Origin of the sequence: Caulobacter sp. AP07 (assembly GCF_000281955.1) — a bacterium.
In the GTDB taxonomy this organism is placed as follows: domain Bacteria; phylum Pseudomonadota; class Alphaproteobacteria; order Caulobacterales; family Caulobacteraceae; genus Caulobacter.
In genome coordinates this window covers 1-25,307 of sequence record NZ_AKKF01000225.1, presented here as the reverse complement: position 1 = coordinate 25,307, position 25,307 = coordinate 1, and the positions used below count along the sequence as shown (strand labels likewise).

24 protein-coding genes are annotated in these 25,307 nt (G+C 69.7%); 14 read left to right on the top strand and 10 right to left on the bottom strand.

Annotation, left to right across the window (positions count from 1 at the left end; genetic code table 11):
- Window positions 1-69: 69 nt before the first annotated feature.
- The 3 genes from PMI01_RS20225 to PMI01_RS20215 all read left to right on the top strand — a co-directional run bounded on the left by PMI01_RS20225 (window position 70) and on the right by PMI01_RS20215 (window position 5,218).
- Window positions 70-1,134 (top strand): glycosyltransferase family 4 protein, encoded by a 1,065-nt coding sequence (locus PMI01_RS20225; protein WP_007673352.1) that lies wholly within the window; start codon window positions 70-72, stop codon window positions 1,132-1,134.
- Window positions 1,135-1,257: 123 nt separating this feature from the next.
- Window positions 1,258-3,414: an amylo-alpha-1,6-glucosidase gene (locus PMI01_RS20220; RefSeq protein WP_007673349.1), complete on the top strand. Its 2,157-nt coding sequence runs from the start codon at window positions 1,258-1,260 to the stop codon at window positions 3,412-3,414.
- A gap of 7 nt (window positions 3,415-3,421) precedes the next feature.
- The gene (locus PMI01_RS20215; RefSeq protein WP_007673345.1) at window positions 3,422-5,218 is read left to right on the top strand and encodes a glycoside hydrolase family 15 protein; all 1,797 of its coding nucleotides are present in this window, start codon (window positions 3,422-3,424) and stop codon (window positions 5,216-5,218) included.
- Here PMI01_RS20215 and PMI01_RS20210 read toward each other — a convergent pair.
- The gene (locus tag PMI01_RS20210; RefSeq protein WP_007673342.1) at window positions 5,172-5,561 is read right to left on the bottom strand and encodes a winged helix-turn-helix transcriptional regulator; all 390 of its coding nucleotides are present in this window, start codon (window positions 5,559-5,561) and stop codon (window positions 5,172-5,174) included. The genes PMI01_RS20215 and PMI01_RS20210 overlap by 47 nt on opposite strands.
- A gap of 109 nt (window positions 5,562-5,670) precedes the next feature.
- On the opposite strand from PMI01_RS20210, the gene PMI01_RS26180 reads away from it, so the two are divergent.
- The 6 genes from PMI01_RS26180 (at window position 5,671) to PMI01_RS20180 (ending at window position 9,689) form a co-directional block, all read left to right on the top strand.
- Window positions 5,671-6,114 carry an NAD(P)H-binding protein gene (locus tag PMI01_RS26180; RefSeq protein ID WP_007673339.1) on the top strand — a complete coding sequence of 148 codons (444 nt, stop codon included), beginning with the start codon at window positions 5,671-5,673 and terminating at the stop codon, window positions 6,112-6,114.
- The gene (locus PMI01_RS20200) at window positions 6,111-6,476 is read left to right on the top strand and encodes a c-type cytochrome (protein ID WP_007673325.1); all 366 of its coding nucleotides are present in this window, start codon (window positions 6,111-6,113) and stop codon (window positions 6,474-6,476) included. Before PMI01_RS26180 ends, PMI01_RS20200 begins: the two co-directional genes overlap by 4 nt.
- Before the next feature lie 52 nt (window positions 6,477-6,528).
- Entirely contained in the window at window positions 6,529-7,215 is a 687-nt protein-coding gene (locus PMI01_RS26175; protein ID WP_007673322.1) for a helix-turn-helix domain-containing protein, read from the top strand.
- Window positions 7,216-7,233: 18 nt separating this feature from the next.
- A complete protein-coding gene (locus tag PMI01_RS20190; protein WP_007673319.1) occupies window positions 7,234-8,016 on the top strand; it encodes a CPBP family intramembrane glutamic endopeptidase in 783 nt (260 codons plus the stop codon).
- A 99-nt stretch (window positions 8,017-8,115) separates the two neighbouring features.
- Window positions 8,116-9,123 (top strand): acyltransferase family protein, encoded by a 1,008-nt coding sequence (locus PMI01_RS20185; RefSeq protein ID WP_035037419.1) that lies wholly within the window; start codon window positions 8,116-8,118, stop codon window positions 9,121-9,123.
- An 89-nt stretch (window positions 9,124-9,212) separates the two neighbouring features.
- On the top strand, window positions 9,213-9,689 hold the full coding sequence (locus PMI01_RS20180; RefSeq protein ID WP_007673315.1) for a hypothetical protein: 477 nt from the start codon (window positions 9,213-9,215) through the stop codon (window positions 9,687-9,689).
- Here PMI01_RS20180 and PMI01_RS20175 read toward each other — a convergent pair.
- From PMI01_RS20175 to PMI01_RS20150, 6 genes are all read right to left on the bottom strand, one after another.
- Complete coding sequence (locus tag PMI01_RS20175) at window positions 9,686-10,507, bottom strand: non-homologous end joining protein Ku (RefSeq protein ID WP_007673312.1); 822 nt, start codon at window positions 10,505-10,507, stop codon at window positions 9,686-9,688. The two genes, PMI01_RS20180 and PMI01_RS20175, sit on opposite strands and share 4 nt — an antisense overlap.
- Window position 10,508: 1 nt before the next feature.
- Window positions 10,509-11,948 carry an alpha,alpha-trehalose-phosphate synthase (UDP-forming) gene (locus PMI01_RS20170; RefSeq protein ID WP_007673310.1) on the bottom strand — a complete coding sequence of 480 codons (1,440 nt, stop codon included), beginning with the start codon at window positions 11,946-11,948 and terminating at the stop codon, window positions 10,509-10,511.
- Window positions 11,945-12,721 (bottom strand): trehalose-phosphatase, encoded by a 777-nt coding sequence (gene otsB / locus PMI01_RS20165; protein ID WP_035037416.1) that lies wholly within the window; start codon window positions 12,719-12,721, stop codon window positions 11,945-11,947. Before otsB ends, PMI01_RS20170 begins: the two co-directional genes overlap by 4 nt.
- Before the next feature lie 127 nt (window positions 12,722-12,848).
- Complete coding sequence (locus PMI01_RS20160) at window positions 12,849-13,544, bottom strand: AcvB/VirJ family lysyl-phosphatidylglycerol hydrolase (RefSeq protein ID WP_157223833.1); 696 nt, start codon at window positions 13,542-13,544, stop codon at window positions 12,849-12,851.
- A 167-nt stretch (window positions 13,545-13,711) separates the two neighbouring features.
- Complete coding sequence (locus PMI01_RS20155; protein WP_007673304.1) at window positions 13,712-14,458, bottom strand: SDR family NAD(P)-dependent oxidoreductase; 747 nt, start codon at window positions 14,456-14,458, stop codon at window positions 13,712-13,714.
- Window positions 14,446-14,877: a DoxX family protein gene (locus tag PMI01_RS20150; protein WP_007673302.1), complete on the bottom strand. Its 432-nt coding sequence runs from the start codon at window positions 14,875-14,877 to the stop codon at window positions 14,446-14,448. Before PMI01_RS20150 ends, PMI01_RS20155 begins: the two co-directional genes overlap by 13 nt.
- Window positions 14,878-15,027: 150 nt before the next feature.
- Here PMI01_RS20150 and PMI01_RS20145 point away from each other — a divergent pair, with 150 nt between their 5' ends.
- Window positions 15,028-15,408, top strand: coding sequence for a winged helix-turn-helix transcriptional regulator (locus tag PMI01_RS20145; RefSeq protein WP_035037410.1), 381 nt, complete (start codon window positions 15,028-15,030; stop codon window positions 15,406-15,408).
- Between the two features lie 116 nt (window positions 15,409-15,524).
- Here PMI01_RS20145 and ligD read toward each other — a convergent pair whose 3' ends face one another.
- The gene (ligD, locus tag PMI01_RS20140) at window positions 15,525-18,215 is read right to left on the bottom strand and encodes a DNA ligase D (protein ID WP_007673297.1); all 2,691 of its coding nucleotides are present in this window, start codon (window positions 18,213-18,215) and stop codon (window positions 15,525-15,527) included.
- A gap of 39 nt (window positions 18,216-18,254) precedes the next feature.
- A complete protein-coding gene (locus PMI01_RS20135) occupies window positions 18,255-18,644 on the bottom strand; it encodes an MmcQ/YjbR family DNA-binding protein (RefSeq protein WP_007673295.1) in 390 nt (129 codons plus the stop codon).
- A 145-nt stretch (window positions 18,645-18,789) separates the two neighbouring features.
- Between PMI01_RS20135 and PMI01_RS20130 the strand changes: the two genes are divergently transcribed.
- The 4 genes from PMI01_RS20130 (at window position 18,790) to PMI01_RS20115 (ending at window position 22,542) form a co-directional block, all read left to right on the top strand.
- Complete coding sequence (locus tag PMI01_RS20130; protein ID WP_007673292.1) at window positions 18,790-19,605, top strand: 2-keto-4-pentenoate hydratase; 816 nt, start codon at window positions 18,790-18,792, stop codon at window positions 19,603-19,605.
- A gap of 65 nt (window positions 19,606-19,670) precedes the next feature.
- On the top strand, window positions 19,671-20,945 hold the full coding sequence (locus PMI01_RS20125; RefSeq protein WP_007673290.1) for an MFS transporter: 1,275 nt from the start codon (window positions 19,671-19,673) through the stop codon (window positions 20,943-20,945).
- A gap of 95 nt (window positions 20,946-21,040) precedes the next feature.
- Complete coding sequence (locus PMI01_RS20120; RefSeq protein ID WP_007673286.1) at window positions 21,041-22,078, top strand: oxidoreductase; 1,038 nt, start codon at window positions 21,041-21,043, stop codon at window positions 22,076-22,078.
- On the top strand, window positions 22,075-22,542 hold the full coding sequence (locus PMI01_RS20115; RefSeq protein ID WP_007673283.1) for a heme-degrading domain-containing protein: 468 nt from the start codon (window positions 22,075-22,077) through the stop codon (window positions 22,540-22,542). The genes PMI01_RS20120 and PMI01_RS20115 overlap by 4 nt, the downstream gene beginning before the upstream one ends.
- Window positions 22,543-22,593: 51 nt before the next feature.
- On the opposite strand, the gene mrdA is transcribed toward PMI01_RS20115, so the two are convergent.
- Window positions 22,594-24,564 carry a penicillin-binding protein 2 gene (mrdA, locus tag PMI01_RS20110; RefSeq protein ID WP_007673280.1) on the bottom strand — a complete coding sequence of 657 codons (1,971 nt, stop codon included), beginning with the start codon at window positions 24,562-24,564 and terminating at the stop codon, window positions 22,594-22,596.
- Between the last annotated feature and the right edge of the window lie 743 nt (window positions 24,565-25,307).

The following is a 25,307-nucleotide window of genomic DNA, read 5'->3' as shown; positions in this document are numbered from 1 at the left end:
GGCCACACTGGCGGTTTGATCCGACGTCGGGGCGTGCGCTCGCGCCCTCCCGCGTCAGGACTTCATTCGATGAAGATCGCCCAGGTTCCCCCCCTGTACGAAGCCGTCCCGCCGCGTCTCTACGGCGGCACCGAACGGGTCGTGGCCCACCTGACCGACGCCCTGGTCGACCTGGGGCACACGGTCACCCTGTTCGCCTCGGGCGACGCCCGCACCAAGGCCGAACTGGTGGTGGTGCGCGACCAGGCGATCCGCCTGGACCCCGCCCCGCTGAAGTCGGACCTGGCCGCCCACATGGCGATGCTGGCCGAGGTCCGCCGCCACGCCCACCGCTTCGACGTCATCCATTTCCACACCGACATGCTGCAGTTCCCGATGTTCGAGGACATGCCGGAAAAGACCCTGACCACCCTGCACGGCCGCCTCGACCTCAAGGACCTGCCGGGCGTCTACCGCCGCTGGCCGCAATACCCGCTGGTCTCGATCTCCGACGCCCAGCGCGCTCCCCTGCCCTTCGCCAACTGGGCCGGCACCGTGCTGCACGGCATGGCCGCCGAGATCTATGATTTCAGCGCGAAATCCGAGGGTTACCTGGCCTTCCTCGGTCGCATTTCCCCCGAGAAGGGTCCCGACCGCGCCATCGCCATCGCCAGGCGCCTGGGCAAGAGGCTGAAGATCGCCGCCAAGATCGACGCCGCCGACCGCGCCTATTTCCACGACGAGATCGAACACCTGCTGGACGATCCGCTGATCGAGTTCGTCGGCGAGATCGGCGACCACCAGAAATCGGCCTTCCTCGGCGGCGCCGACGCCCTGCTGTTCCCCATCGCCTGGCCCGAGCCGTTCGGCCTGGTGATGATCGAGGCCATGGCCTGCGGCACGCCGGTGATCGCCTACGACTGCGGCTCGGTGCCCGAGGTGGTCGAGGACGGCCTGACCGGCTTCATCGTCAAGGACGAGGACGGCGCCGTGGCCGCCGCGCGCCGCCTGGACCAGATCGACCGGTTCGCCGTCCGCCGGCGGTTCGAGACCCGGTTCTCGGCCACCGCCATGGCCCACCGCTACCTGAACCTCTATGATCGCCTGGAAGACGCGTCCGCGCCGAAGCGCCTGGCGCTGGCCCAAAGCGCCTGACCGTTTCGGCGACGCGACCGCCGCGCCCGGGACACGATCGGGTTTTAGGAAACGGGAGCCCAGCCGCCGCATCCGCGCGGCGCGACGGGCTTTCGAGGGACCTCAGCGCAAGGGGCCGAGACCATGGATGATCTGACGCCGGCCCCGACCGGAGCGATCGAACAAGGCGAGACGGCCGAGCCCCGGACGCCGTTCAGCCTGTTCGCGCTGAAGGACAAGGACACCTTCCTGGTGGCCGACGCGTTCGGCGACGTGCTGGGCGCGGCCGACGGCCTGTTCCACGACGACACGCGCCTGCTGTCGCGCCTGCGGCTGCTGATCGGCGGTCGCCCCCCGTCCCTGCTGAGCGCGGCGGTGTCGCAGGACAACGTCTATTTCACCTCGCATTCGACCAACAACCCCCTGCCGGCCCTGGGCGGCGCGGCCGCCCCGCACGGCGCCATTCACATCGAGCGCAAGCGCTTCCTGTGGGACCAGCGGCTGTTCGAGCGCCTGCGCTTCGTCAACTACAGCCGCGACATGGTCATCCTGCCGGTCGGGCTGGAATACGACGCCGACTTCCACGACATGTTCGAGGTGCGCGGCTCCACGCGTCCGGCCGGTCGCGGTCGTGTGCTGCCCGCCCAGATGAACGGCCGCAGCGTCACCTACGCCTATGACGGCCTGGACGGCGTGCGGCGCACCAGCGTCATCTCGTTCTCGGAACCGCCGGGACGGCTGGGTCCGCAACGCGCCGACTTCATGTTCATGCTGACGCCGGAGACCCACTTCGACCTCTATGTCGAGGTCGGCACGGCCCCGGACCACACGCCCAGCCGCGAGCGCTGGCGAGCCGCCGCCGCCCGGGCCCGGCTGGACATGCGCAAGCGCCGCCGGCGTGGGGCGCGGCTGCACACCTCGGGCCGGCTGTTCAACGACTGGCTGGAGAAGTCGCGGGCCGACCTGGCCCTGCTGACCACCGAATTCGCCACCGGCCCCTACCCCTACGCCGGCATCCCGTGGTTCTCGACCCCGTTCGGCCGCGACGCCATCATCACCGCCTGGCAGGTGCTGTGGATCGAACCCAGCCTGGCGCGCGGCGTGCTGGGCTACCTGGCCGAGCACCAGGCCGAGGAGGTCAGCGCCTTCCGCGACAGCGCGCCCGGCAAGATCATGCACGAAACCCGCAAGGGCGAGATGACCGCGCTCGGCGAGCTGCCGTTCGGCCGCTACTACGGCGGGGTCGACACCACGCCGCTGTTCGTGGCCCTGGCCTGCGCCTACGCCGAACGCACCGGCGACCTGGCGTTCATCGAGCGCCTCTGGGAGCCGCTGCTGGCGGCCATCACCTGGATCGAGCATTTCGGCGACAGCGACGGCGACGGCCTGATCGACTATGCCCGCGGCCTCGACTCCGGCCTTTCGAACCAGAACTGGAAGGACAGCGAGGACAGCGTCTTCCACGCCGACGGCCATTTCCCCGACGGGCCGATCGCCGTGGTCGAGGTCCAGGGCTACGCCTTCGCGGCCTTCAAGGGCATGGCCGACCTGGCCGAGCGGCGCGACGACCCCGACAACGCCAAGCGCTGGCGGGCCAAGGCCGAGCACCTGCGCCAGGAGGTCGAGGACCGCTTCTGGATGGAGGACAAGGGCTTCTACGCCATGGCCATCGACGGTCACGGCCAGCCCTGCCGGGTGAGGGGCTCAAACCCCGGACACCTGCTGTTCTGCGGCCTGCCCTCGCCGGAGCGGGCCCGCAAAGTCGCCGACGCCCTGCTGTCGGCGGCGTTCCACAACGGGTTCGGCGTGCGGACCCTGGCCCAGGGCGAGCCGCGCTTCAATCCGATGAGCTACCACAACGGCTCGGTCTGGCCGCACGACACCGCGATCTGCGCCATGGGCCTGTCGCGCTACGGCAACCGCGACGGGGTGGTGGAGATGACCTCGGGCCTGTTCGAGACCGCCGCCCACTACGAGATGCGGCTGCCCGAGCTGTTCTGCGGCTTCCCGCGCCAGCCGGGCGAGCCGCCGGTGGCCTATCCGGTGGCCTGCCTGCCCCAGGCCTGGGCGGCGGGCTCGGCCTTCATGATGCTGCAGGCCTGTCTGGGCGCCACCGTCGACGGCTGGAAGGGCGAGGTCCACCTGACCGACCCCCGCCTGCCGATCGGCATCGACCGCCTGTCGATCGAGGGGCTGTGCGTCGGCGGCGGCCTGACCGACATCACCTTCGAGCACATCGGCGGCTATGTCGCCGCCCATGCCGGCAAGCACTCCACCGTTCCGATCCTGATCCGGCGCTAGGGACCCCATGCCCCAGACCCTCGACCTCTTCCCGATCGGCAACTGCGCCGTCAGCGCCCTGATCGACCGTTGCGGCCGCTTCGTGTGGGCCTGCATGCCGCGCGTCGATTCCGACCCGGTGTTCAGCTCGCTGCTCGGCGGGCTGGAGCCGGGCGACCCGACCGCCAAGGGGACCTGGGAGGTGGCGGTGGACGGCGTCCAAACCGTCGAGCAGGCCTATCTGCGCAACACCCCGATCCTGCGCACGGTGATCACCGACGCCGACGGGGCCAGCCTGGAGATCCTCGACTTCTCGCCGCGCTACCAGCAGTTCGGCCGGATCTTCCGCCCCACCGCCTTCATCCGCCTGATCCGGCCGATCAGCGGGGTCTGCCGCGTCACCCTGCGGGCCCGGCCGACCGCCGAGTGGGGCGCGCGCCTGGCCGAGCACACCAACGGTTCCAACCACATCCGCTACCTGTGTTCGGACATGACCCTGCGCCTCTCCACCGACGGGCCGGTGTCGCACATCCTGGAGGAGCGCACCTTCCGGCTGGAACGGCCGATCGCCATGTTCCTGGGGGCCGACGAGGGCTTCAACGCCGACATCGGCGCCACCTGCAACCGCATGCTGCAGCAGACCCAGGAATACTGGATGGACTGGGTGCGGGGCCTGGCCGTGCCGCTCGACTACCAGGGCGCGGTGATCCGCGCCGCCATCACCCTGAAGCTCTGCATGCACGAGGAGACCGGGGCGATCGTCGCGGCCCTGACCACCTCGATCCCCGAGCACGCCAACAGCGGCCGCAACTGGGACTACCGCTACTGCTGGCTGCGCGACGCCTATTACGTGGTCCAGGCCCTGAACCGGCTGGGCGCGGTCGACATCCTCGAGAACTATCTGGGCTATCTGCGCAACATCGTCGACCGGGCGGCCGGCGGCCACATCCAGCCGCTGTTCGGGGTGGGGTTCGAGCCGCAGCTGACCGAGCGCTTCGCCCCCGACCTGGCCGGCTATCGCGGCATGGGGCCGGTGCGCATCGGCAACCAGGCCTTCGAGCACCAGCAGCACGATGTCTACGGCCAGATCATCCTGTCCTCGACCCAGGCCTTCTTCGACGAGCGCCTGCTGCGGCCGGGCACGGTGGAGGACTTCCAGAACCTGGAGCCGGTGGGCGAGCGGGCCTTCCAGCTGCACGACCAGCCCGACGCCAGCCTGTGGGAGTTCCGCGGCCGGGCCAATGTCCACACCTATTCGGCGGTGATGTGCTGGGCGGCCTGCGACCGGCTGGGCAACGCCGCCGCCAAGCTGGGCCTGGCCGACCGCGCCGACTTCTGGAACGCCCGCGCCGCCCGGGTGCGCGCCACCATCGACAAGCGGGCCTGGAACGAGGAACTCGGCCGCTTCGCCGCCACCTTCGAGGGCGACGAGCTGGACGCCAGCCTGCTGCAGCTGGTCGACCTGCGCTTCATCGAGGCCAACGACCCGCGCAACGCCGCCACCGTCGAGGCCATCGAGGCCGGCCTGCGCAAGGGCTCCTACCTGCTGCGCTACGCCATCCCCGACGACTTCGGCGCCCCGCAGACGGCGTTCAACATCTGCACCTTCTGGCTGATCGAGGCCCTCTACCTGGCTGGCCGCATCCAGGAGGCCCGCGACCTGTTCGAGGAGATGCTGGCGCGGCGGACCACCGCCGGCCTGCTGTCGGAGGACATCGGCTTCGCGGACGGCGAGCTGTGGGGCAACTACCCACAGACCTATTCGTTGGTCGGGCTGATCAACTGCGCGGTGCTGCTGAGCCGGCCGTGGACGTCGGTGCGGTAGCGTCTTCGCGGGCGGCGCCCTCCTCCGATCGCCGGACGTAGGCCTCGCCCCAGTCGCCCATCTGGTCCAGCAGCGGCGCCAGCGTCAGGCCGCGGTCGGTGATGGCGTACTCCACCGAAGGCGGAACCTGGCCCAGCACGGTCCGCGAGATGATCCCGTCGTTTTCCAGCGCCCGCAGCTGCAGGGTCAGCATGCGCTGGGTGATGTAGGGGGTCAGGCGGCGCAGCTCGTTGAAGCGGCGCGGCTGGTCCTTCAGGTAGTAGAGGATCGTCGGCTTCCACTTGCCGCTGATCACGTCGACCGTGGCGGACACCGAGCACCAGGGAACGGACGGCTTGGACATGATGGCGTTCCCAAGGGGCTGCGGCGAGCGGGCGGTATCAAAATAGTGCGTACTTACGGAACGCCAAACCGCCGCGCTATGCAGCTCCATCCGATCGATGGAGACGACGATGTTCGCGATCATGGAAGCGACCGGCGCGACAGGCGGCGCGGCCCTGGCCGAGCTGCGACGGTGCGGGATCCGGGTCAGGGCCCTGGCCCGCGACCCCGAACGCGCGGCGATCCTGTGGACCCAGGGCGTCGAGGTGGTCATCACCGCGTCGGACGACGCCGACGCCCTGGCCGCCGCCTTCCTCGGCGTCGACGCCGCCTGCGTGATGCCGTCGCCGCACCGGCCGTCATCGGCCGTCGCCAGGGCGATCGGCCAATCCCGGTTGCGCCATGTGGTGGCCATCTCGCCCGCCGGCGCCTGCCCGGATTTCGAGGACGCCCTGCTGGCCACCGGCGCCTCGGTGACCTTCGTGCGGCGGCTCGACACCGCCAAGTCCGGCGCGGTCGGCGGGCGCACGGCGGGCCGCCTGGCCGCCCGATGCCTGATGGAGATACGGGCATGAGGCGTCTTGTCCTTGCCCTGGCCCTGTTGCTGGCCGCCTCGTCCGCCGCGGCCGGTCCGTTGGACGGCGACGCGGCGCGCGGCGAGCGGCTGTACGGCGGTCGCTGCGGCTTCTGCCACGCGCTGGACAAGAACCGGTCCGGCCCGCGTCATCGCGGAATCTATGGACGGCACGTCGCCGCGGTGACCGATTTTCACTACAGCAAGGCGCTGGCCGCGCGCGACTTCATCTGGGACGCGGCTAGTCTCGACGCCTGGCTGGCCGACCCGAAGCGGTTCGTGCCCGGAACCTCGATGGGCGCCAGGGTGCCGTCGGCCCAGGATCGCGCCGACCTGATCGCCTACCTGCGGGCCCATCCCTGATCATGACGCCGCCTTAACTGGTCGAACGCTGGTTCCCCGCTAGACTGCCGCCATGTCCAAGCCACGCCACGCCCTGACCCCGGGCGAAACCATTCCCCGCCACATCCACGACGAGGCCTATGCCGCCGTCGTGCTGGACGGCGGTTATGAGGAAGCCGGCGAGCGCGGACGCTGGCGGGTGCGGGCCGGCGACGTGCTGATCCACGGCCGATTCTCCGGCCACTGGAACCGCGCGCCCGGCAAGGCCCTGGTGCTCAACCTGCCGCTTCCGGTCGCCCTGAGGCCGGACACGGCGATGGCCCGGACGGTCGATCCCGACCTGCTGGCCCGGCTGGCCCAGCGCGATCCGGTCGAGGCCGCCGCCGCCCTGTTGGAAACCTTGCGACCCGGGCAAGGCGGCTTGGCCGACGCTCCCGACCTTCTGGCCCTGGCCCTGTCCGGCGACGACGCGCCCGGCGTCGAGACCTGGGCCCGGGACCAGGGGGTGACCCGCGAGACGGCCTTCCGCTGGTTCCGCGAGGCCTATGGCGTGGGACCGGCCCGCTTCCGCGTCGAGGCCCGCGCCCGCCGCGCCTGGCGGCTGATCGTCGAGGGCGACGCGCCCCTGGTCGACATCGCCGCCGAGGCCGGCTTCGCCGACCAGGCCCATATGAGCCGCGACGTGAAGGCTCTGACCGGTCGCTCGCCCGGCGCCTGGCGGGTCGGCCTGCAACATAGCTTCAAGACCTGGGCCGCCTGAGGCTGGGACAAGGTCGGCATGACCGACCTCGCCCTCACCCCGCCTCGCCGCCCGTTCTTCGAAGTCACGGGCTTCAAGTTCCGCCTCTGGCCGATCGTGCTGGCCGCGGTGCTGATGCAGACCCTGCTGGTCCCCGGCCGCGAAGCGGCGCGCTGGCTCTTCAAGGCCAATATCGACCTCTTCCAGCACCAGGTCTGGATCTTCGTCGCCCTGGCCACCCTGCTGCAGATCGCCACCGGCCAGGCCAGCCTGCTGGTCATGCGTCGCGCCCTGCCCCAGGCCGACAGCCACATGCGCTGGCCGCCGGGCAAGACCTATGTCGGCCTGGCCGTGGTCTTCGGCGTGGCCATGGGGCTGATCATGCTGGTCGCCGACTATTGGCCGCAGCTGCTGAGCCACGCCGCCCCCGCGGGCGGCTACGACATCTCTTCGCCGACCGGCGTGGTCGGCTGGCTGTCGGTGATGCTGGCGGCGGGCCTCAACGAGGAGCCGATCTTCCGCGGCCTGCTGGTCGGCATGCTGGTGGTGCTGGTTCCCGGCCGCGTGCGCCTGGGACGCCTCGACCTGCCGGTCGCGGCCTATATCGTCGCCCTGCTGTTCGGCCTCGCCCACTACGACAGCTTCCTGCGCAACCCGCTGCATCTGGCCATGGCCCAGCAGGTCTACGCCTTCGTCTGGGGCCTGACCTATGTCTGGCTGATGGAACGCTCGCGCAGTCTGCTGGCCCCGATGATCGCCCACGGCCTGAGCGACGCGGTGGAGGTCGGGGCGGTGATGATGCTGATGGCTGCATGGAGGTAGCCCTGACGAACCGCTCGTCCCGGGCGAATGCCGGGATGAGCGGAGGTCGTGGACGTTTCAGCCTTGCCTCCCTGCCCGCCAGTCCGCAAGAACCGACGGGTGAAGCAAGACACACAGAGGTTCGCCGCCCTGGACGGCCTGCGCGGCGTCGCGGCGGCGGGGGTTCTGCTCTACCACTTCGCCGGCTGGTCGGGCCGGCCCGGCGGCTTCGCCCACGGCTATCTGGCGGTGGATTTCTTCTTCTGCCTCAGCGGCTTCGTCCTGGCTCACGCCTTCCAGCACGGCGACATCGGCTGGGCCGCCTATCTGCGCATCCGGATCGTCCGGATCTGGCCGCTGCTGGTGTTGTCGACCGTGATCGGCGCGATCCTGACCTCGCGGCACAGCCCGCCGTTCTGGCCCAACCTGGTCCGCAACCTGCTGCTGATCCCCCGCCTCGACCCGACGCCCTACGGGACCTTTCCCTCCCTGTTCCCGTTCAACCCGCCGGCCTGGTCGCTGTGCCTGGAGGTGGTGGTCAGCGCCCTGTGGTTCCCGCTCCGCCGGCTGATCGACGCGGGCCTGGTGACCATCCTGATCGCCTGTTTCGCGGTGATGCTGTGGGCCGCGGCGGGCATGCACGGGATCGAGACCGGCTGGGACCGGGCGACCTTCTGGATCGGCTTCTGCCGCGCCGCCTACAGCTTCACCCTCGGCTGGCTGTCCTGGCGCCATCGCGCCCTGATCTCGCGCCCGCGCCTGCTGGTCGCGGCCGTCGTGCTGACGGCGGTGATGGTCGCGCCGATCCTGCCCGTCCGCAACGAGGTCTACGACCTGGCCTGCGTCACGCTGCTGTTTCCGCTGGTGGTGCTGATGGGCGCCCACGACCCCGGCGGCGCGGTCGGCGCGCTGTGCCGGCGGGCGGGCGAGCTCTCCTATCCGGTCTACGCCCTGCACTGGGCGATCTGGGCGGTGATGCTGCGGGTCTTTCCACAGGAAGAGCTGGCGCGGCCGCTATGGTTCTGCGGCCTGGCGCTGCTGGTCACGCCGATGGTCGCCTGGATCGCCCAGCGGTTCTACGATGCGCCCGTGCGACGATGGCTGGGGCGTCGAGCGGCCAGGCCATGATGAGGTTCGACGCCTCCCCCGTCCCCGTTCCAGTCTCCCCGCCGCGAAGCCCCCCGTCACCCGTCACCCGTCACCCGTCACGAGGTCCCATGCCGACAAGCCTCCTGGTCGCCAGCCTGCTGGCCGCCGCTTCCGCCGAACCCGCCACGACCGATCCGCTGAGCTATTTCGAAGGCGCCTGGACCTGCACGGGCCATTTCGAGCCGTCCAAGAAACCCCTGGCCTCGGCGATGGTCTTCAGCCGCGACCCCGACACCGGCGCCCTGCTCAAGCGGCATCGCGACGCCGCGCCGGGAACCTACAAGGCGGCCGAGACCTGGAGCTTCGCCAAACCGGCCGGCGGCTTCCGCGCCACCATCGCCGACGGCTTCAGCGGCCTGCGCTGGTACGCCTCGCCAGGCTGGGACGGCGATCGCTGGACCTGGACCCGCGGCGGGACCGGCGAGCCGGGCGAGCAGTTCGTCTATATCCGCACCGGTCCGGCGACGATGACCGTGGACTGGATGATCTCGCGGGCCGGCGCGCCGCTCGTCCTGGGCGACACTCTGGACTGCAAGAAAACCTAGGACGCCCTCTTGCGCGACGCCGGCTTCCTGGCCGGCGCGCCCGGCTTGTGGCCCAGGCTCTTGCGCAGGGCCTCCATCAGGTCGACGACATTGGTGGTTTCCGGCTCCTCCACCGTCACCTTGGACTCGCCGCCCTTTTCCTTCTGCTTGATCAGGGCCCGCAGGGCGTCCTCGTAGCGGTCCTTGAACGTGCTGGGATCGAAGGGGCCTTCCTGCTGCTCGATGATCTTCTCGGCGATGGCCACCATCTGCGGGTCGGCCTTGCTGGCGGGGATGTCGTCGAACAGCTCGGCGGGGTCGCGCACCTCGTCGTGGCTGCGCAGGGTGTAGGCGACCAGGCCGTTGTCGCGCGGCTCGATGGCCATCAGCCGCTCGCGGGTGTGCATCACCACCCGGCCCAGGGCGATCTTGCCGGCCCCGGCCATAGCGTCGCGGATCACCGTGTAGGCGTCGGTCGCCAGCTTGCCGTCGGGGACCAGGAAATAGGGGTTGTCCCAGTACAGGCGGTCGATATCGGCCGCGTCGACGAAGCGTTCGATGTCGATGGTGCGGGTGCTTTCCAGCCGGACGCTGTCGATCTCCTCGGGGGTGAGGATCACGTAGCGGCCCTTCTCGTACTCATAGCCCTTGACCAGGTCGGCGCGGTCCACCGGCCCCAGGTCCGGGTCGGTGGCGACCATCTTGATGCGGTTGTGGGTCTTGGGGTGCAGCAGGTTGAACCGCACCTCGCCGCCGGGGCTGACGGCCGTGTACATCGCCACCGGACAGCTCACCAATGACAGTCGCAGATGGCCTTGCCAGCTGGGACGCGGGGCCATGTCAGATCCTCCCTCCGGCCCGCACGGTCAGAGCCGGCGTGGCGTTGGCGGCCTTGGGCAAGGCGGGCGCCGGCTCGCGCAGGGCGGCCACGAAGTCGTCGCGCCAGGCGGTGACGTCCTGGCGGGTGACGTTGTCCATCAGCGCCTCCCACCGCCGCTTGCGGTCGGCCAGGTCCATGTTCAGCGCCCGGGTCAGGGCGTCGGAAATCTCTTCGGGGCTGTTGGGATTGATGATCAGCGCCTCCTTCAGCTGGCGCGCGGCGCCGGCGAAGCGCGACAGGATCAGCACCCCGGGATCGTCCGGCGTCTGCGCGGCGACATATTCCTTGGCCACCAGGTTCATGCCGTCGCGCAGCGGCGTCACCAGGGCGGCCTTGGAGGCGCGGTAAACCCCCGCCAGCTCGTCGCGACGGTAGCTGCGGTTGAGGTAGCGGATCGGGTTGTAGTCCATGTCGGCATATTCGCCGTTGATCCGGCCGATCAGGCCGTCCAGCCGGGCGCGCAGGTCCTGATAGGCCTCGACCTCGTCGCGCGACAGCGGGGCGATCTGCAACAGCATCACCTCGCGACGGGCCTCGGGATTGTCGTGCAGGAAGCGCTCGAAGCCGATCAGCCGCTCCTCCAGCCCCTTGGAATAGTCGAGGCGGTCGACGCCGACGATCATCTTGCGGAACACGCTGTGGGCCATCAGCCGGTCGTAGACCCGGGTGGCGCGGAAGCTGTCCTTGATGCGGGCGAAGTCCTCGGCGTCGATGCCGATCGGGAAGGCCCCGATCTGGGTGGTCCGGCCGAACGCCGTCAGCCGCCCGTCCTCGGTGCGCTCGCCGCCCACCTCGTTGAACACGTAGCCCTCGAAGGCCTGGACGCTCTCCTCGGTCTGGAAGCCGATCAGGTCGTAGTGGAACATCGCCTCCACCAGCGGCCGGTGGCGCGGCAGGGTCACCACCAGCTGGTGGGCGGGCCAGGGGATGTGCAGGAAGAAGCCGATGCGGTTGGTCACCCCCAGCCGCCGCAGCTCCCGGGCCATCGGGATCAGGTGGTAGTCGTGCACCCAGATCATGTCGTCCGGCTCGATCAGCGGCAACAGGGTCTCGGCGAACCGCTTGTTGACCCGGTCATAGCCCTCGCCGAACGAGCGGTCGTAGGCGGTCAGGTCGACGCGGTAATGGAACAGCGGCCACAGGGTCTTGTTGGCGTAGCCGTTGTAATATTCCTGATAGTCGCCCTCCTCCAGGTCGACGGTCGCCACCGTGACGCCGTCGGCCTTCTGCATGCTGAGCTGGCCGGTGAACTCGGTGGTGGTCTTGCCGCTCCAGCCGAACCAGATGCCGGAATATTCGCGCAGGGCCGCAGCCAGGGCCATGGCCAGGCCGCCGACGCTCTCGTCGCCCTTGCCGGTGGGCGGGTTGACGCGGTTGGAGACGACGATCAGACGACTCATGCGGGCGCCTCATGGATGGCGGCGCTCAGCCAGGCGAGCACGGCGTTGAAATCGTTCAGGCGATAGGTCGCCTGGGTGGGACGTTCGGGGCCGGTCAGCACGCCGTAGCCGCCCAGGCGGGCGGCGGCGGCGAAGCCGTCCTCGTCGGTCAGGTCGTCGCCGACGAACACCGGAACGGCGCCGACGAACGGGGCCTCGCGCAGGAAGGCGGCGACCGCCCTGCCCTTGTCCTGGCCGGGCGTGCGCAGCTCGGCGACCATGTCGCCCAGCTGGAGCACCAGGTCCGAGGATCGCGCCAGCCGCTCGACGGCCTCGACCACCGCGTCGGCGGCCGAGGGGACGTTGCGGTAATGCAGGGCGACGCTCAGCCCCTTGTCCTCGAACAGCAGACCCCGATCGCTCCGCGCCAGGTCGCGCAGCACCTCGCGGGCGGCGTCGAGATCGGGGTGCGGCTGGACGCGGTCGACGCCATGGACGCCGCGCCGCACCAGGCCATGGACGGCCGCGACGGCGCCCACCCGGCCCTCCAGGATGCGGTCGAGGTCTTCCAGCGCCCGGCCGCTGACGACGGCCAGCCGGCCGTCCAGCGCCCGCGCCAGGTCGTCGAGCAGCGCCGCGCGCCGCGCGTCCGGCCCAACCTCTTCGGGCCGGGGCATGATGGGAGCGAGGGTTCCGTCGAGATCGAGAAACAGCGCCGCGCGCGGCGGCAGGGCGATGGGGGGTGGCGGCAAGTCGGCCGGCGCATGCCGAACGGCTGACCCGGACGCGGTCATGGCGATGAGGCCCCTTTCGAAAACTGTCGGCCTCAAGAACGCGCGCTGGGGGCGTTTCGATCCCCGGACAGCTCGGGGAATGACGAATGGGGGCCGGCCTGGGCGCCCGGATACCGGCTGATCGCGCCTAGAGCGAAACGGCCCGCAACACCGCGTGACCGAGCGTCGCGTAGTCGCCGTTGAAGTGGTGGCTGCCGGCCAGCCTGACCTGGCGGATGGTGGTCGCGGGCAGACCGGCGCAGACGTCGCGCCGCTCCTTGTCGCCGTAGATGCAGGTCATCGGCAGGCCCTTCAGCGCCTCGATCGCCGGGGCGACCGGGTAGGAGTCCGCCGACGGCCGGTTCAGCCAGCTGTTGAGGTGAAAGGCCAGGTCGCCGTCGGGGCCGGTTCCGATCAGCACCATGGTCTTGACCTGGGCCCGCACGTCGGGCGGCAGGCGCGGCACGATGGCCGGCAAGACGCCGGCGCCGAAGGAGTAGCCGACCAGCACGACCTCGCGGCGCCCCCAGGTCCGCTCGTAGCGGCGCAGCGACGCGGCCAGGTCGTCCGCCGCGGCCTGCGGCGAGCGCGGCGTCAGGAAGTAGCGCAGGGAATCGACGCCGATCACCGGCACGCCGCCCTTGGCCAGCTCCTTGGCGACGTCGCGGTCCAGCGGCCCCCAGCCGCCGTCGCCCGAATAGATCACGGCCAGGGCCTCGCCGGGCGCCGAGGCCGGGGTCTCGACCAGTCGCAGGGCCGCGACCCGGTCGTCCGGCGCCGAGGCCTGGGACGGGGCGGTCAGGAACAGCGTGGCGAACAGGGCCAGGGCGGCGCGGAGAGCCATGCCGCCACAACACACTCCAATCTTGACCATGGCGGGGCGAAGGTGGGGCGGTGTCACGGCGGAAGTCATGCCAACGGCCTTCGTCTCCGACCGGTCTTGCCCCACACGCAACCTGTCACCCCGCACCCGGCGCGGAGCGCCGTTGGCCGTGCGCTCCCGCCTATGGCTCAGCGGGCGCTGTCGATGATCATTCCGCCATCCGGCGTCAGGCTATAGCCCGTGATGAACTGCGCATCCTTGCTGGCCAGGAACAGAACGACCGGCGCGATGTCATCCTCGGGCGAGCCGAAGCGCGCGAGCGCATTGGGTGGCGGCGGCGCATTGCTCTCCGCGGCGCCCCAGGTGTCAGCGACCGGGAGCATGTTGTTCACGGTGATCCTGTCGGGACCCCACTCCCGCGCCGCCATTCTGGTCAATGCACGCACCGCCTCCTTGGCCATGCCATAGGGCGCATACGGCAGCAGAGCGGCAATACCGGCGGCCGAGCCGAAATTGATGACGCGCCCCTCTCCGCTGGCTTTCAGGTAGGGATAGCAGGCCTGCATCATCCGCAGATAGGCGATCGGCCCCATGTCGAAGTTGCGCTGCAACTGTTCAACGGACAGGTCGATCACCGAGGAGAACACGACCGACGGATCGAAGGCGTTGTTCACCAGGATGTCGATCCCGCCATAGGCGGCGACCACCTTGTCCACCGCCACCTTGATCTGGTCGGTGTCGCTGACGTCGCAGACCACGCCGAGCGCGGCGCCCCCGGCGGCCTCGATATCCGCCACGACCGCGTCGATATTGGCGGGCGTAAGTGAAAGGACGGCGACCTTGGCGCCTTCCGCCGCGAACAGTTTCGCGGTGGCGCGGCCGATGCCACGACCGGCTCCCGTGACAATGGCGATTTTTCCGTTCAGGCGATCCATGTCTCGCTCCTTTTGATCAGGGTGACGTGCTGTTCAGCCGCGCTCCGGGCGTACGGCGACGGGGTTTGGCGAGCGGCGTTTTGCGTGGTGAAGGACGCGGCCAGCAGCGCGAGGCCTATTGCCGCCGGCAAGGCGCCCTTGGGCTTGCGGACTCCGATGTGAGCCAGGCCCGACAACAGCAGGTGATAGAATGCGCCCGCATAGGCCAGGTCGCTGAGCGCCACGTTGACCCGCGAGACGATCGCGGCGACCGCCAGGACCTTTACCGCGACGAGGATTGGCTGGAGGTACCTGGGGTATCCAAATCCAACGATCGTCTCGCCCACCCAATCACGCTTCATCACGTAGATGATGGCGGACGATATGTAGATAAATGATAGGAATACGGTGCTTATCCAATAGATATAGATCGTTACCATAATATTCTCGCTTACCAATGCTGTCGAAAAGGCGCTCCTGTTACTTAATATGTTGTCATTCGTGCGCGACTATCGGCGCTCATGCTGTACATGAGGAAAATGTGAGATTAGATGGACGCCTGCAAGTAGGATGAAAAACCTGCGGTTAGTATGGAAAACCAGACCATGCCTGAGCCCGAGATCAACATGCATGAAGAGATGAGGCGCGCCTTCGCGCTTCTCTCGGGTAAGTGGAAGCTCGAGATCATGTGGCTGCTGCATCAGCGGATCTATCGCTTTGGAGAGCTGCGAAAGGCGATCCCAGGCATCACCCAGCACATGCTGACCGCGCAGCTGCGTGAACTGGAAGCCGACGGTCTGGTCTCGCGCACCGTGTTCGCGGAGGTGCCGCCACGCGTCGACTATGAGATCACAGCCAAGGCCAGGGGACTTGGCCCGACCATGGAGGCGCTGACCGCCTGGTGGACTGAGTATGGAGGGAGCGTTCCGCCGAAGCCGAGTTCGCGCGGTCGCAAGAGCGGAGGCCGTTAGCGGCCGCCTCTTCGAATTGGACGCGGGCCGATTTCCCGCAGAACGCCAAGCCTGCAACCCGGAATATGGCGGCGTCCAGTCGGATCAGACGAATCCGAGAGGTGCGCCCAACGCCCTCACCCCAGCCGTTTGATCGCCGCCCTCAGCGGTTTGGCCGCGTCGAAATAGTCCGCCCAGGCGGCGCCCTTGGCGATCAGGGCCGGGGCGGTGCGGATCGTGTACCGCCTGGGGTCCAGACCAGCCTTCACCTGGGTCCAGTTCAGCGGCATCGACACCGTCGCCCCCGGCCTCGCCCGGGCGGACAAGGGCGCGACGGCGGTGCTGGTGCGGTCGTTGCGCAGGTAGTCGAGGAAGATCCGCCCTTCGCGCGCCGCCTTGCTCATGGTGATCAGGTACCGGTCGGGGCTGTCGGCGGCCATCCGGGCGCAGACCTCGCGGGCGAAGGCCTTGGCGGCGTCCCACGGGACCTTGTCGGACAACGGCGTGACGACGTGCAGCCCCTTGCCGCCCGTGGTCTTGCAGAAACTGGCCAGCCCCACGTCCTCCAGCCGGTCGCGGACCTCGCGCGCGCCTTCGACCACGTCGTCGAAGGTGACCCCAGGGGCCGGGTCGAGGTCGAAGACCAGCCGGCCGGCCGCCTCGGGATCGCCCGGCTGGCAGTTCCAGGGATGGATTTCGACGGCGGCGATCTGGGCGGCGGCGACCAGGGCCTCGACGCGGTCGAACTGCAGGTAGGGCTGCTTGTCGCCCTTCACCGACACCAGCCCGATCAGCGACAACATCCCGCGCATGGCGTGGCGCTGGAAGAAGGTCTCGCCGCCGATGCCGTCGGGAACGCGGATGATCGAGGCCGGGCGCCCCTTCAGGTGCGGCAGCATCCAGTCGCCGACCGCCGCCATGTAGCGGGCCAGATCGATCTTGGTGGCCGGCGCGCCATCGACGTCGGGCCACAGGGGCTTGTCGGGCTTGGAGATGGTGACGCCCAGCACGACGCCGTCGCCCTTTGGCGTCGGGGTCGCCAGCGCCGCCGTCTCGGCCCTGGCCGGAACCTCGGCCTCGACCTCGGCGGCGAGCTTGTCCTCGCGCAGCCCCTTGAAGGCGGCCTGGCGGATCGCGCCGTCGCCGGTGAAGCCGGCATATTCGATCTCGGCCACCAGCTCAGGCTTCACCCAGTGGACGTTCGCGGCGGCGCGCGGCGCGCCCTCGCCCTCGAACGGTGAGGTGTCGGTCTCCAGGGCCTTCAGCCTGGGGAGCAGGCGCGCCAACGTGTTACGGCCGAAACCCGTGCCGACCCGGCCGACATGCGCCAGCTTGCCGCCCTGCATCACCCCGGCGATCAGCGAGCGGAAAGCCCCGCCGGTCGTCGTCCAGCCGCCGATCACCACCTCATGCCCGGCCCGGCACTTGGCCTTGGTCCAGGTCTCGCTACGGCCGCTGCGATAGGGCGCGTCCAGCCGCTTGGAGATGATCCCCTCCAACTTCAGCTTGCAGGCCGACAGCAGCACCGCGTCGCCGGCCGCCTCGAAGTGGTCGACGAAGCGCAGGCGCGGCTCGCCTCGCCCCATCATCGCCTTCAGCCGCGCCTTGCGCTCGCGCAGCGGCAGGTCGCGCAGGTCCTCGCCGTCCCGGGCCAGCAGGTCGAAGGCGAAGTAGATCAGGTCGCCAGTGTCGCCGTCCGCCAGCGCCGCCTGCAGGCCGGCGAAGTCGGGCTGGCCGGCGGCGTCCAGCGCCACCACCTCGCCGTCGAGGATGGCGTCGGGCAGGCCGGCGGCGGCCTTGGCGATCGCCGCGAACCTGGCGGTCCAGTCCAGGCCCTTGCGGGTGCGCAAGGTCGCGCGGCCGTCCTCGACGCGCAGTTGCAGGCGATAACCGTCGAACTTGATCTCGTGCGCCCAGCCGGGGCCGGACGGCGGACGGTCGAGGGACTTGCACAGCTGGGGTTCGATGAAGTCGGGGAGGACCTTCCCGTCATCCCGGGCGGACCCCGGCCTTGAGCCGGGGGCAGGCCCGGGACCGCCGGGAGCGCCGCGTTCACGCGCCGGTCCCGGATCGGCGCGCTTCGCGCTTGTCCGGGATGACAACGAAGGGGGCGAAGAGAAAGTCCGGGTTTCCTCCGCCTTCGTCCGGCTCTCCCACACCGCGTCGCCCTTGCCCCTGGCCTTCAGGATGAACGGCCTCGGCCCCCTGCCCTTGCCCGCCGCGATGTCGGCCATGGTCCGGCCCGAGGCGACGGAGGCGTCCGCCTCCAGCACCGCCGCCCCCTCGCCCGGCCGCGCCGCCTTGTCCTTGTGCTTGATCAGCAGCCAGTTGGAGCGCTTGCCGTCTCCCTGTCGCTTGACGCCCTCCCTGGCGTCGCGGTCCCAGGCCATCCGCACCAGCACCCAGGAGCCGTGCAGCCGCTCGCCCTCGAGCACGAACTTCAGCTCGCCCTTCTTCAGCGCCTCGGCCACGTCCTCGAAGCCCGGCTCGGGCGCCCAGAAGCCGCGGTCCCACAGCTGCACAGTGCCGCCGCCGTACTGGCCCTTGGGGATCGTGCCCTCGAAGTCGCCATAGTCGAGCGGATGGTCCTCGACCTCGACCGCCAGACGCTTGTCGGCCGGGTCCAGCGACGGCCCGCGCGTCACCGCCCAGGACTTCAGCACCCCGTCGACCTCCAGCCGGAAGTCGTAATGCAGCCGCGTGGCGGCGTGCTTCTGGATCACGAACCGGGCGTGCGGGGCCGGCGCCACGGCCGCGTCCCCGCTGGGTTCGGCGGTCTTCTCGAAGTCGCGCTTGCGGCGATATTCGGTGAGCTGTCCCCGGGGCATGCGGCGCTCCTCGTCCGTTACGGAAAACCGCCGGGGCGGTCAGGGTTCCCCTGGCCCGGCCTGGGCCTCGACGCGCCTGACCAGGGCCTTGGGGGCCAGCAGCCGCCAGGCCTGGGCCAGCAGGCCGGCCAGTTCGTCCGCCTCGATCGCCTCCAGCCGCACCAGCACGGCGGGAAAGCCGCGATAGTGGTCGTCGTCGAAGAACCGCTCGGGCGCGGCCTCGATCAGCATCTCCTTGGTTTCAAGCCGGCAGCGCACGGCGATCACGCCCTCCACCAGCTCGCGCCGGCCCTTGGGGTGGGCGCGGGCGAAATAGGACCAGGCGATGCCCTTGCCGCGCACCGAGAACGCCAGGCGCGCCCCGTCCGGACTCGCCTCGACCTCGGGCAGGGCCAGCGCCAGGCGGCGAAGGGCGGACAGGTCGACCATGGTGGCCAGACAACGCCCAGTTTGAAGGCCTGACAATCGCCTGCCACCGGTGTCGCTTGGCCGATTGTCAATGACACCGGTTTCCATTATGCACGAACAAAGCCCGTCCAACGGGAGTGTGTGTGTGCGAGGGAGGATTCGCGGCGTGACCGTTTCCGAGGCCGAGAGCGAAGTGTTCGCGCCGGCGTCCATCGCCCCACAGTTTGTCGAGGCGCGCCTGAAGGGCGTGTCGGTTCCCGGCTATCCGGGCGGCGTCCTGCCCCAGACCATGGCCGAGGGCTACGCCGTGCAGGACCTGGCCATCGATTCGTGGCCGGACGAACTGGTGGGCTGGAAGGTGGGCCTGGTGCCCCCGCAGCATCGCGAGCGCCTGGGCGCCGAGCGCCTGGCCGGCTGCATCTTCAAGACCCGCGTCTGGGAGGCGACCGACGCCCCCACCCCGTTCCGCGCCATCGCCGGCGGCTTCACGGCCGTCGAGGCCGAGTTCATCGTCCGCCTGGGCAAGGACGCGCCCGAAGGCAAGACCGAATGGACTGCCGAGGAAGCCGCCGACTATGTCGGCGAGCTGATCGTCGGCGTCGAGATCGCCGGCAGCCCGCTGGCCACCATCAACGCCCTGGGCCCGCCGATCGTCGCCTCGGACTTCGGCAACAACGACGGCCAGATCCTGGGCGCCGTGATCGAAAACTGGCGCGACATCGCCTGGGAAGACATGCCCGCCGAGACCTTCGTCAACGGCGTGTCGGTCGGCAAGGGCGGCGCGTTCTCGATCCCCGGCTCGCCCCTGGCGGCCCTGGCCTTCCTGCTGGGCCACGTCGCCTCGCGCGGCCGGCCGCTGAAGAAGGGCATGCTGGTCACCACCGGCGCCAGCACCGGCATTCATGACGTTACGGCCGGCGACAAGGCCCGCGTAGACTTCGGACGGCTTGGAAGCGTGGCCTGCGTCGCCGTTCCGGCCTAAGAAACGAAAAACCGGCGGGGGCGTCGGAAAAACAACAAGACCACAAGGGTAAGGAAGCCGTGTCCATGGACGCTCCAACGATGCCCGCTCCCTCTGAAAAGATCGGGCGGTACAGGTGGGTGATTGTCGGCCTGCTGTTCCTGGCGATGGTGATCAACTACGTCGATCGCCAGACCATCGGCCTGCTGAAGCACGACCTGTCCACCGAGTTTGGCTGGGACGAGAAGCACTACGCCGACCTGGTGTTCTATTTCCAGCTGGCCTACGCGGTGGCCTATCTGGCCTGGGGCAAGATCATGGACAGGATCGGGGCCCGCTGGGGCTTCGGCATCGCCTTCCTGATCTGGCAGGTGGCCCATATCAGCCATGCCCTGGCCCGCGGCTTCGGCGGCTTCGCCATCGCCCGCATGGGGCTGGGGATCGGCGAGGCCGGCGGCTTCCCGGGCGGCATCAAGGCGGTGGCCGAATGGTTCCCCAAGAACGAGCGGGCCCTGGCCACCGGCATCTTCAACGCCGGCACCAACATCGGCGCCATCGTCACCCCGCTGGTGGTGCCGGGCATCGTCCTGGCCTTCGGCTGGCAGATGGCCTTCATCGTCACCGGCCTGGCCGGCCTGGTCTGGCTGCCGCTCTGGCTGATCGTCTATCGCCGGCCGCGTGAGCAAAAGCGCCTGGGCGCGGCCGAACTGGCCCATATCGAGCAGGACCCGGCCGACCCGGTCGAGAAGATCGGCTGGCTCAAGCTGCTGGGCAAGAAGGAAACCTGGGCCTTCGCCCTGGGCAAGTTCCTGATCGACCCGATCTGGTGGATGTTCCTGTTCTGGCTGCCCGACTTCCTGGGCAAGCGCTACGGCCTGGACCTCAAGAGCTTCGGCCCGCCGCTGATCGCCATCTACCTGCTCAGCGACGTCGGCAGCGTCGGCGGCGGCTGGCTGTCGTCCAAGTTCATGAAGATGGGCTGGACGATCAACCGGGCCCGCAAGACCACCATGCTGGTCTGCGCCCTGCTGGCCACGCCGGTGGTGTTCGCCGCCAATGTCGACAGCCTGTGGCTGGCCGTGCTGATCATCGGGGTGGCCACCGCCGCCCACCAGGGCTTCTCGGCCAACCTCTACACCCTGCCGTCCGACGTCTTCCCGCGCGGCGCCGTCGGCTCCGTGGTCGGCATCGGCGGCATGCTCGGCGCCTTCGGCGGCATGGTGTTCTCCAAGTACATCGGACAGGTGCTCGACCGCATCGGCACCTACACCCCGATCTTCCTGGTCGCCGGCAGCGCCTATCTGATCGCCCTGCTCGTCGTCCACATCCTGACGCCGAAGATGGAGCCGGTGAAGATCTAGGTCTTCGCACGAGCGCCTTAAGAACGAGCCCCCGGTCGCCAGATCGGGAGCTTTTTCTTGGGGCCTCTCACGGAGGGGAGAGGCTATAAGGAAGCATGTCCTCCCCCCTCCCCATCCACGTCGCCCTGGTCGGCTACGGCTTCGTCGGCAAGACCTTCCACGCGCCGCTGATCGTCGCCACGCCGGGCCTGGTCCTGCACACCGTGGTCTCCAGCGACCCGGTCAAGGTGCTGGCCGACCACCCGGTCGCCAAGATCGTTCCCGACCTGGCCGCCGCCCTGGCCGACCCGGCCGTCGACCTGGTGGTGATCGCCACCCCCGACCCGCTGCACGCCCCCCAGGCCCACGCCGCCCTGGACGCCGGCAAGGCCGTGGTCATCGACAAGCCGTTCGCCGTCACCCTGGAGGAGGCGCGCAGCGTCGCCGACCACGCCGCCCGGGCCGGCAAGCTGCTGAGCATCTTCCACAACCGCCGCTGGGACAGCGACTTCCTGACCCTCAAGGCGCTGATCTCCGACGGGTCGCTGGGCGAGATCGTCCAGTACGAGAGCCACTTCGACCGCTTCCGCCCGGTGGTCCGCGACCGCTGGCGCGAAGCCCCCGGGGCTGGGGCGCTGCTCGACCTGGGCCCGCACCTGATCGACCAGGCCCTGCAGCTGTTCGGCCCGCCCACCTCGGTGTTCGCCGACCTCGCCATCCAGAAGGACGGCGGCCAGGCGCCCGACTATTTCCACCTGCTGCTGCGCTATCCGCGCCTGCGAGTGCTGCTGCACGCCAGCCAGATGACCGTGGCCAGCGACCTGCGCATGGCCGTGCACGGGACCCGGGGCAGCTTCGTCAAGCAGGGCCTGGACCCGCAGGAGAACGCCCTGAAGGCCGGGATCATCCCGGGCTCGCAAGGCTGGGGCGTCGATCCGCGTCCCGGGACCCTGACCGTGCCGGACGGCGAAGGCGCGGCCAGCCGCGTGGTCGCGGGCGCGCCCGGCGACTACCTGGCCTATTACGCCGGCGTCCGCGACGCCCTGCTGGGCCATGGCGAGAACCCGGCTCCGCCGCAAGAGGCCCTGGCGGTGATGGAACTGATCGACCTGGCCGCCCGCAGCGCCGCCGAAGGCCGGGAGCTCAGCCTGTGACTGACGCCGAGTTGCTGGCCGCCATCGCCGCCCAGGAAAAGACCCTGGTGTTCGAGCGCTTCACCCTGGAGACCGCCTGGACCCTGGGAACCGCCCTGCGCGACGCCGCCGTCGCCCGCGCCGCGCCGGTGGCCATCGACATCAGCCTGCGCGAGCGCCCGCTGTTCCACGCCGCCCTGCCCGGAGCGGGCCCCGACAACACCGACTGGGTCCGTCGCAAGCGCAACACCGTGCTGGCCCTGGGGAGCAGCACCCTGGCCGTCGGCCTGAAGCTCAAGGCGTCCGGCGAGACCCTGGAGCAGCGCTACGGCCTGCCGCTCCGCGACCACGCGGCGCATGGCGGCGGCTTTCCGCTGATCCTGGCGGGGCTGGGCTGCGTCGGGGCGATCACGGTGTCGGGCCTGCCGCAGGTCGAGGACCACGCCCTGGTGGTCGAGGTGCTGGGGCGGGTGCTGGCGAGCTAGAGGCGCGGATGCGGACGGGGACGTCCGCATGCGCACGTCCCCAACCCGGTCTCATCCCTCCCCCGGAACCGCCACCGCCAGCCCCACATCCCCTTCGCCCTCGTCCGTCGCCGGAGCGTCGGGCATCGGCAGCGGCCGTTCGATCCGCGCCCGGATCTCGGGGTCCTTCAGCAGCGCCACCCGCATCACTTCCCGCGCCCGCGGCGCCGCGGCGCTGGAGCCGAACTGGCCGCCGTGCTCGATGATCACCGACAGGGCGTAGCGCGGGTTGTCGTAGGGGGCGAAGGCGATGAACAGGTTGTGGTCCTTGAGCTTCCAGGCCACGCCCTGGTTGCTGCGCGAGGCCCCGGCCGCGTACTGGCGCACCTGGGCGGTGCCGGTCTTGCCGGCCATCTTGACGTCGCCCAGGCCCAGCTGGCTCTGCTTGAAGGCCCCGCCGGTCGGGTCGTTGGCCACCGCCGCCATGCCGCCGCGCACCACGTCCAGATGTTCCTGGCTGAACGGCAGGTCGGGCACGGCGTCGCCGTGCGGCTGCTCGACCCCGCCCACCGACTTGACCAGCCGGGGATTGAGCGCCTTGCGGCCGTTGGCCAGCCGCGCGGTCATCACCGCCAGCTGCAGGGCGTTGACGTTGATATAGCCCTGGCCGATCCCGTACGGCACGCTGTCGCCCGGATGCCAGGTCGGGTCGCGCTTGAAGGTCCGGCGCTTCCACTCGCGCGAGCCGACCAGGCCCTTCTTCTGGCCGGGGATGCCGATGTCGAACGCCCCGCCATAGCCGAAGGCCTTGGCGGTCGTCGCGATCGGGTCGGGGCCGATGCGCAGGGCCATCTGGTAGAAATAGACGTCGCAGCTGTTCTTGATGGCGGCGTGCATGTCCTGCACGCCGTGGCCGCCCTTCTTGTGGCAGTGCCAGACCCGGCCGCCGAACGCCCAGCCGCCGGTGCACAACACCCGCTCGGTCGGATCGACCCCGGCGGTCAGGGCCGCCATGGCGACGGTCGGCTTGAAGGTCGAACCGGGCGGATAGGTCCCGGTCATCACCTTGTCGAGCAGCGGCTTGCGCTCGTACTGCGCCAGGGCCCTGTACTCGGGGCCGCTGAGCCCCTTGACGAAGCGGTTGGCGTCGAAGCTGGGGGCCGAGGCCATGGCCAGCAGGTCGCCGGTCCGGCAGTCCATGACCACGATGGCCCCGCTCTCGTCGCCCATCACCTCCAGGGCGCGGTTCTGGATGTCGGCGTCCAGCGTCAGACGGATGTCGGCCCCCGCCCCCGGCGCGATGTCGCCCTCGGGGTCGAGGCGCACGGTGCGGCCCTGGGCGTCGACCTCGGCCTTGGTCGCCCCGGCATGGCCGCGCAGGGCGGCGTCGAAGGCCTTCTCGACCCCCAGCTTGCCGATCCGGAAGCCCGGATGGTGCAGGAGTTCCTGGTCCTGGCCCGGATCCCCCTTGGCGGTCTCCAGGTCGCGGTCGGAGACCTTGGCCACATAGCCGATGACGTGGGCGAAGGCTCCGCCGAAGGGATAGACCCGCACCTCGCCCATGTCGGCCGTCACATTGGGCAGTTCCGGGGCGCGGATGTTGACGCGGGAGAACTCCTCCCAGGTCATGTCCTCCATCACCGCCACCGGGGCCTTCTTCGGCGCGTGGGCCAGGTCCTTGAGGATGCGGGTCCGGCGGGCCGGGTCGATGGGCACGAGCTGGGCCAGCTCGTCCAAGGTGGCCTCGGCGTCGAAGCCCTTGTCCTTGGTGACCAGCAACCGGAAATTGGGACGGTTGGAGGCCAGCGACACGCCGTTGCGGTCGAGGATCTGGCCCCGCGGCGGCGACACCAGGCGGTAGTTGAACTGGTTGCCGGCCGAAAGCTTCTGGTAGCGCCGCGCCTCGACCAGTTGCAGCTGGGCCAGGCGGCCGCCCAGGGCCAGAAGGCCCACGCCGGCCAGTCCGCCCATCAGGAAGGCCCGGCGGTGGAACATGCCCTGCCGTTCGTTGACCTCGGAAAAGAAGATCGTCGGCTCGCTCACCGTCCGCCTCCGCGAACGGGTGTCGGGAGGGTGTCAGGCGACGTCGCTCGACGGCGCGCATTCCGCGCGGCGGCCAGGGGATTCATGGTGTGGGAATGGCCGCGCGCTGGAGTTGATCTGTAGGCAGAGTGGACCTGTGCCAGGCGGCGTCAATGGGTCGAGTGGGACAGGTGAAAATAATTTCGCGGCGCCCTCTCGCACCCTCTCCCCATGGGAGAGGGTTTTCGAACGTCTATCCCCCTCGCCTACGACGTCGTTCCCCAACAAATTCAACGACTGAAACGCACTTATCCTCCCCTCCAAAAGCCGCCGCATAATCAACCCACCTCAAGGCATGGGGAGGGCGCGTGGCCAGCGACCTTCGTGGCCCTGGGGTGCGGTCGAGCGGGAAGCGCTCGTCGGCGGCGGTGTCGTCCTCGGACGGGGCCGCGACCTGTATCCCTCTGGTGCCGGCCGGGCATGGAACACAGATACGGCGTGGGATGCATGGGCCGATGAGGGCGGCAGGCGTGCGGTGACGCACGCGGACCGGATGGGGCTTCGTTGACCTCGTCCGCCCGTCAGGGGCTTCAGTCGGCGAGGCGTCAACAGCGCCGCCCGCCGGACGCTCCTGGAAAACGCGCCGCGCGGAGCGTCGGTCTGTGTCGAAACGGTATTTCCAAATCAAACTCCGGGCCCAGCCCGGCGCTCCGCGTCCCTCCCCACACCTTCAGCGGCGCGCCGCGTGAGGCGGCGAAGCCGTG

What these genes read in the sequence shown, in the direction of transcription:
- PMI01_RS20225 (WP_007673352.1), top strand. Translation starts at nt 70, where the DNA reads ATGAAGATCGCCCAGGTTCCCCCCCTGTACGAAGCCGTCCCGCCGCGT.
- PMI01_RS20220 (WP_007673349.1), top strand. Translation starts at nt 1,258, where the DNA reads ATGGATGATCTGACGCCGGCCCCGACCGGAGCGATCGAACAAGGCGAG.
- PMI01_RS20215 (WP_007673345.1), top strand. Translation starts at nt 3,422, where the DNA reads ATGCCCCAGACCCTCGACCTCTTCCCGATCGGCAACTGCGCCGTCAGC.
- PMI01_RS20210 (WP_007673342.1), bottom strand. Translation starts at nt 5,561, where the DNA reads ATGTCCAAGCCGTCCGTTCCCTGGTGCTCGGTGTCCGCCACGGTCGAC.
- PMI01_RS26180 (WP_007673339.1), top strand. Translation starts at nt 5,671, where the DNA reads ATGTTCGCGATCATGGAAGCGACCGGCGCGACAGGCGGCGCGGCCCTG.
- PMI01_RS20200 (WP_007673325.1), top strand. Translation starts at nt 6,111, where the DNA reads ATGAGGCGTCTTGTCCTTGCCCTGGCCCTGTTGCTGGCCGCCTCGTCC.
- PMI01_RS26175 (WP_007673322.1), top strand. Translation starts at nt 6,529, where the DNA reads ATGTCCAAGCCACGCCACGCCCTGACCCCGGGCGAAACCATTCCCCGC.
- PMI01_RS20190 (WP_007673319.1), top strand. Translation starts at nt 7,234, where the DNA reads ATGACCGACCTCGCCCTCACCCCGCCTCGCCGCCCGTTCTTCGAAGTC.
- PMI01_RS20180 (WP_007673315.1), top strand. Translation starts at nt 9,213, where the DNA reads ATGCCGACAAGCCTCCTGGTCGCCAGCCTGCTGGCCGCCGCTTCCGCC.
- PMI01_RS20175 (WP_007673312.1), bottom strand. Translation starts at nt 10,507, where the DNA reads ATGGCCCCGCGTCCCAGCTGGCAAGGCCATCTGCGACTGTCATTGGTG.
- PMI01_RS20170 (WP_007673310.1), bottom strand. Translation starts at nt 11,948, where the DNA reads ATGAGTCGTCTGATCGTCGTCTCCAACCGCGTCAACCCGCCCACCGGC.
- otsB (WP_035037416.1), bottom strand. Translation starts at nt 12,721, where the DNA reads ATGACCGCGTCCGGGTCAGCCGTTCGGCATGCGCCGGCCGACTTGCCG.
- PMI01_RS20160 (WP_157223833.1), bottom strand. Translation starts at nt 13,544, where the DNA reads ATGGCTCTCCGCGCCGCCCTGGCCCTGTTCGCCACGCTGTTCCTGACC.
- PMI01_RS20155 (WP_007673304.1), bottom strand. Translation starts at nt 14,458, where the DNA reads ATGGATCGCCTGAACGGAAAAATCGCCATTGTCACGGGAGCCGGTCGT.
- PMI01_RS20150 (WP_007673302.1), bottom strand. Translation starts at nt 14,877, where the DNA reads ATGGTAACGATCTATATCTATTGGATAAGCACCGTATTCCTATCATTT.
- PMI01_RS20145 (WP_035037410.1), top strand. Translation starts at nt 15,028, where the DNA reads ATGGAAAACCAGACCATGCCTGAGCCCGAGATCAACATGCATGAAGAG.
- ligD (WP_007673297.1), bottom strand. Translation starts at nt 18,215, where the DNA reads ATGCCCCGGGGACAGCTCACCGAATATCGCCGCAAGCGCGACTTCGAG.
- PMI01_RS20135 (WP_007673295.1), bottom strand. Translation starts at nt 18,644, where the DNA reads ATGGTCGACCTGTCCGCCCTTCGCCGCCTGGCGCTGGCCCTGCCCGAG.
- PMI01_RS20125 (WP_007673290.1), top strand. Translation starts at nt 19,671, where the DNA reads ATGGACGCTCCAACGATGCCCGCTCCCTCTGAAAAGATCGGGCGGTAC.
- PMI01_RS20120 (WP_007673286.1), top strand. Translation starts at nt 21,041, where the DNA reads ATGTCCTCCCCCCTCCCCATCCACGTCGCCCTGGTCGGCTACGGCTTC.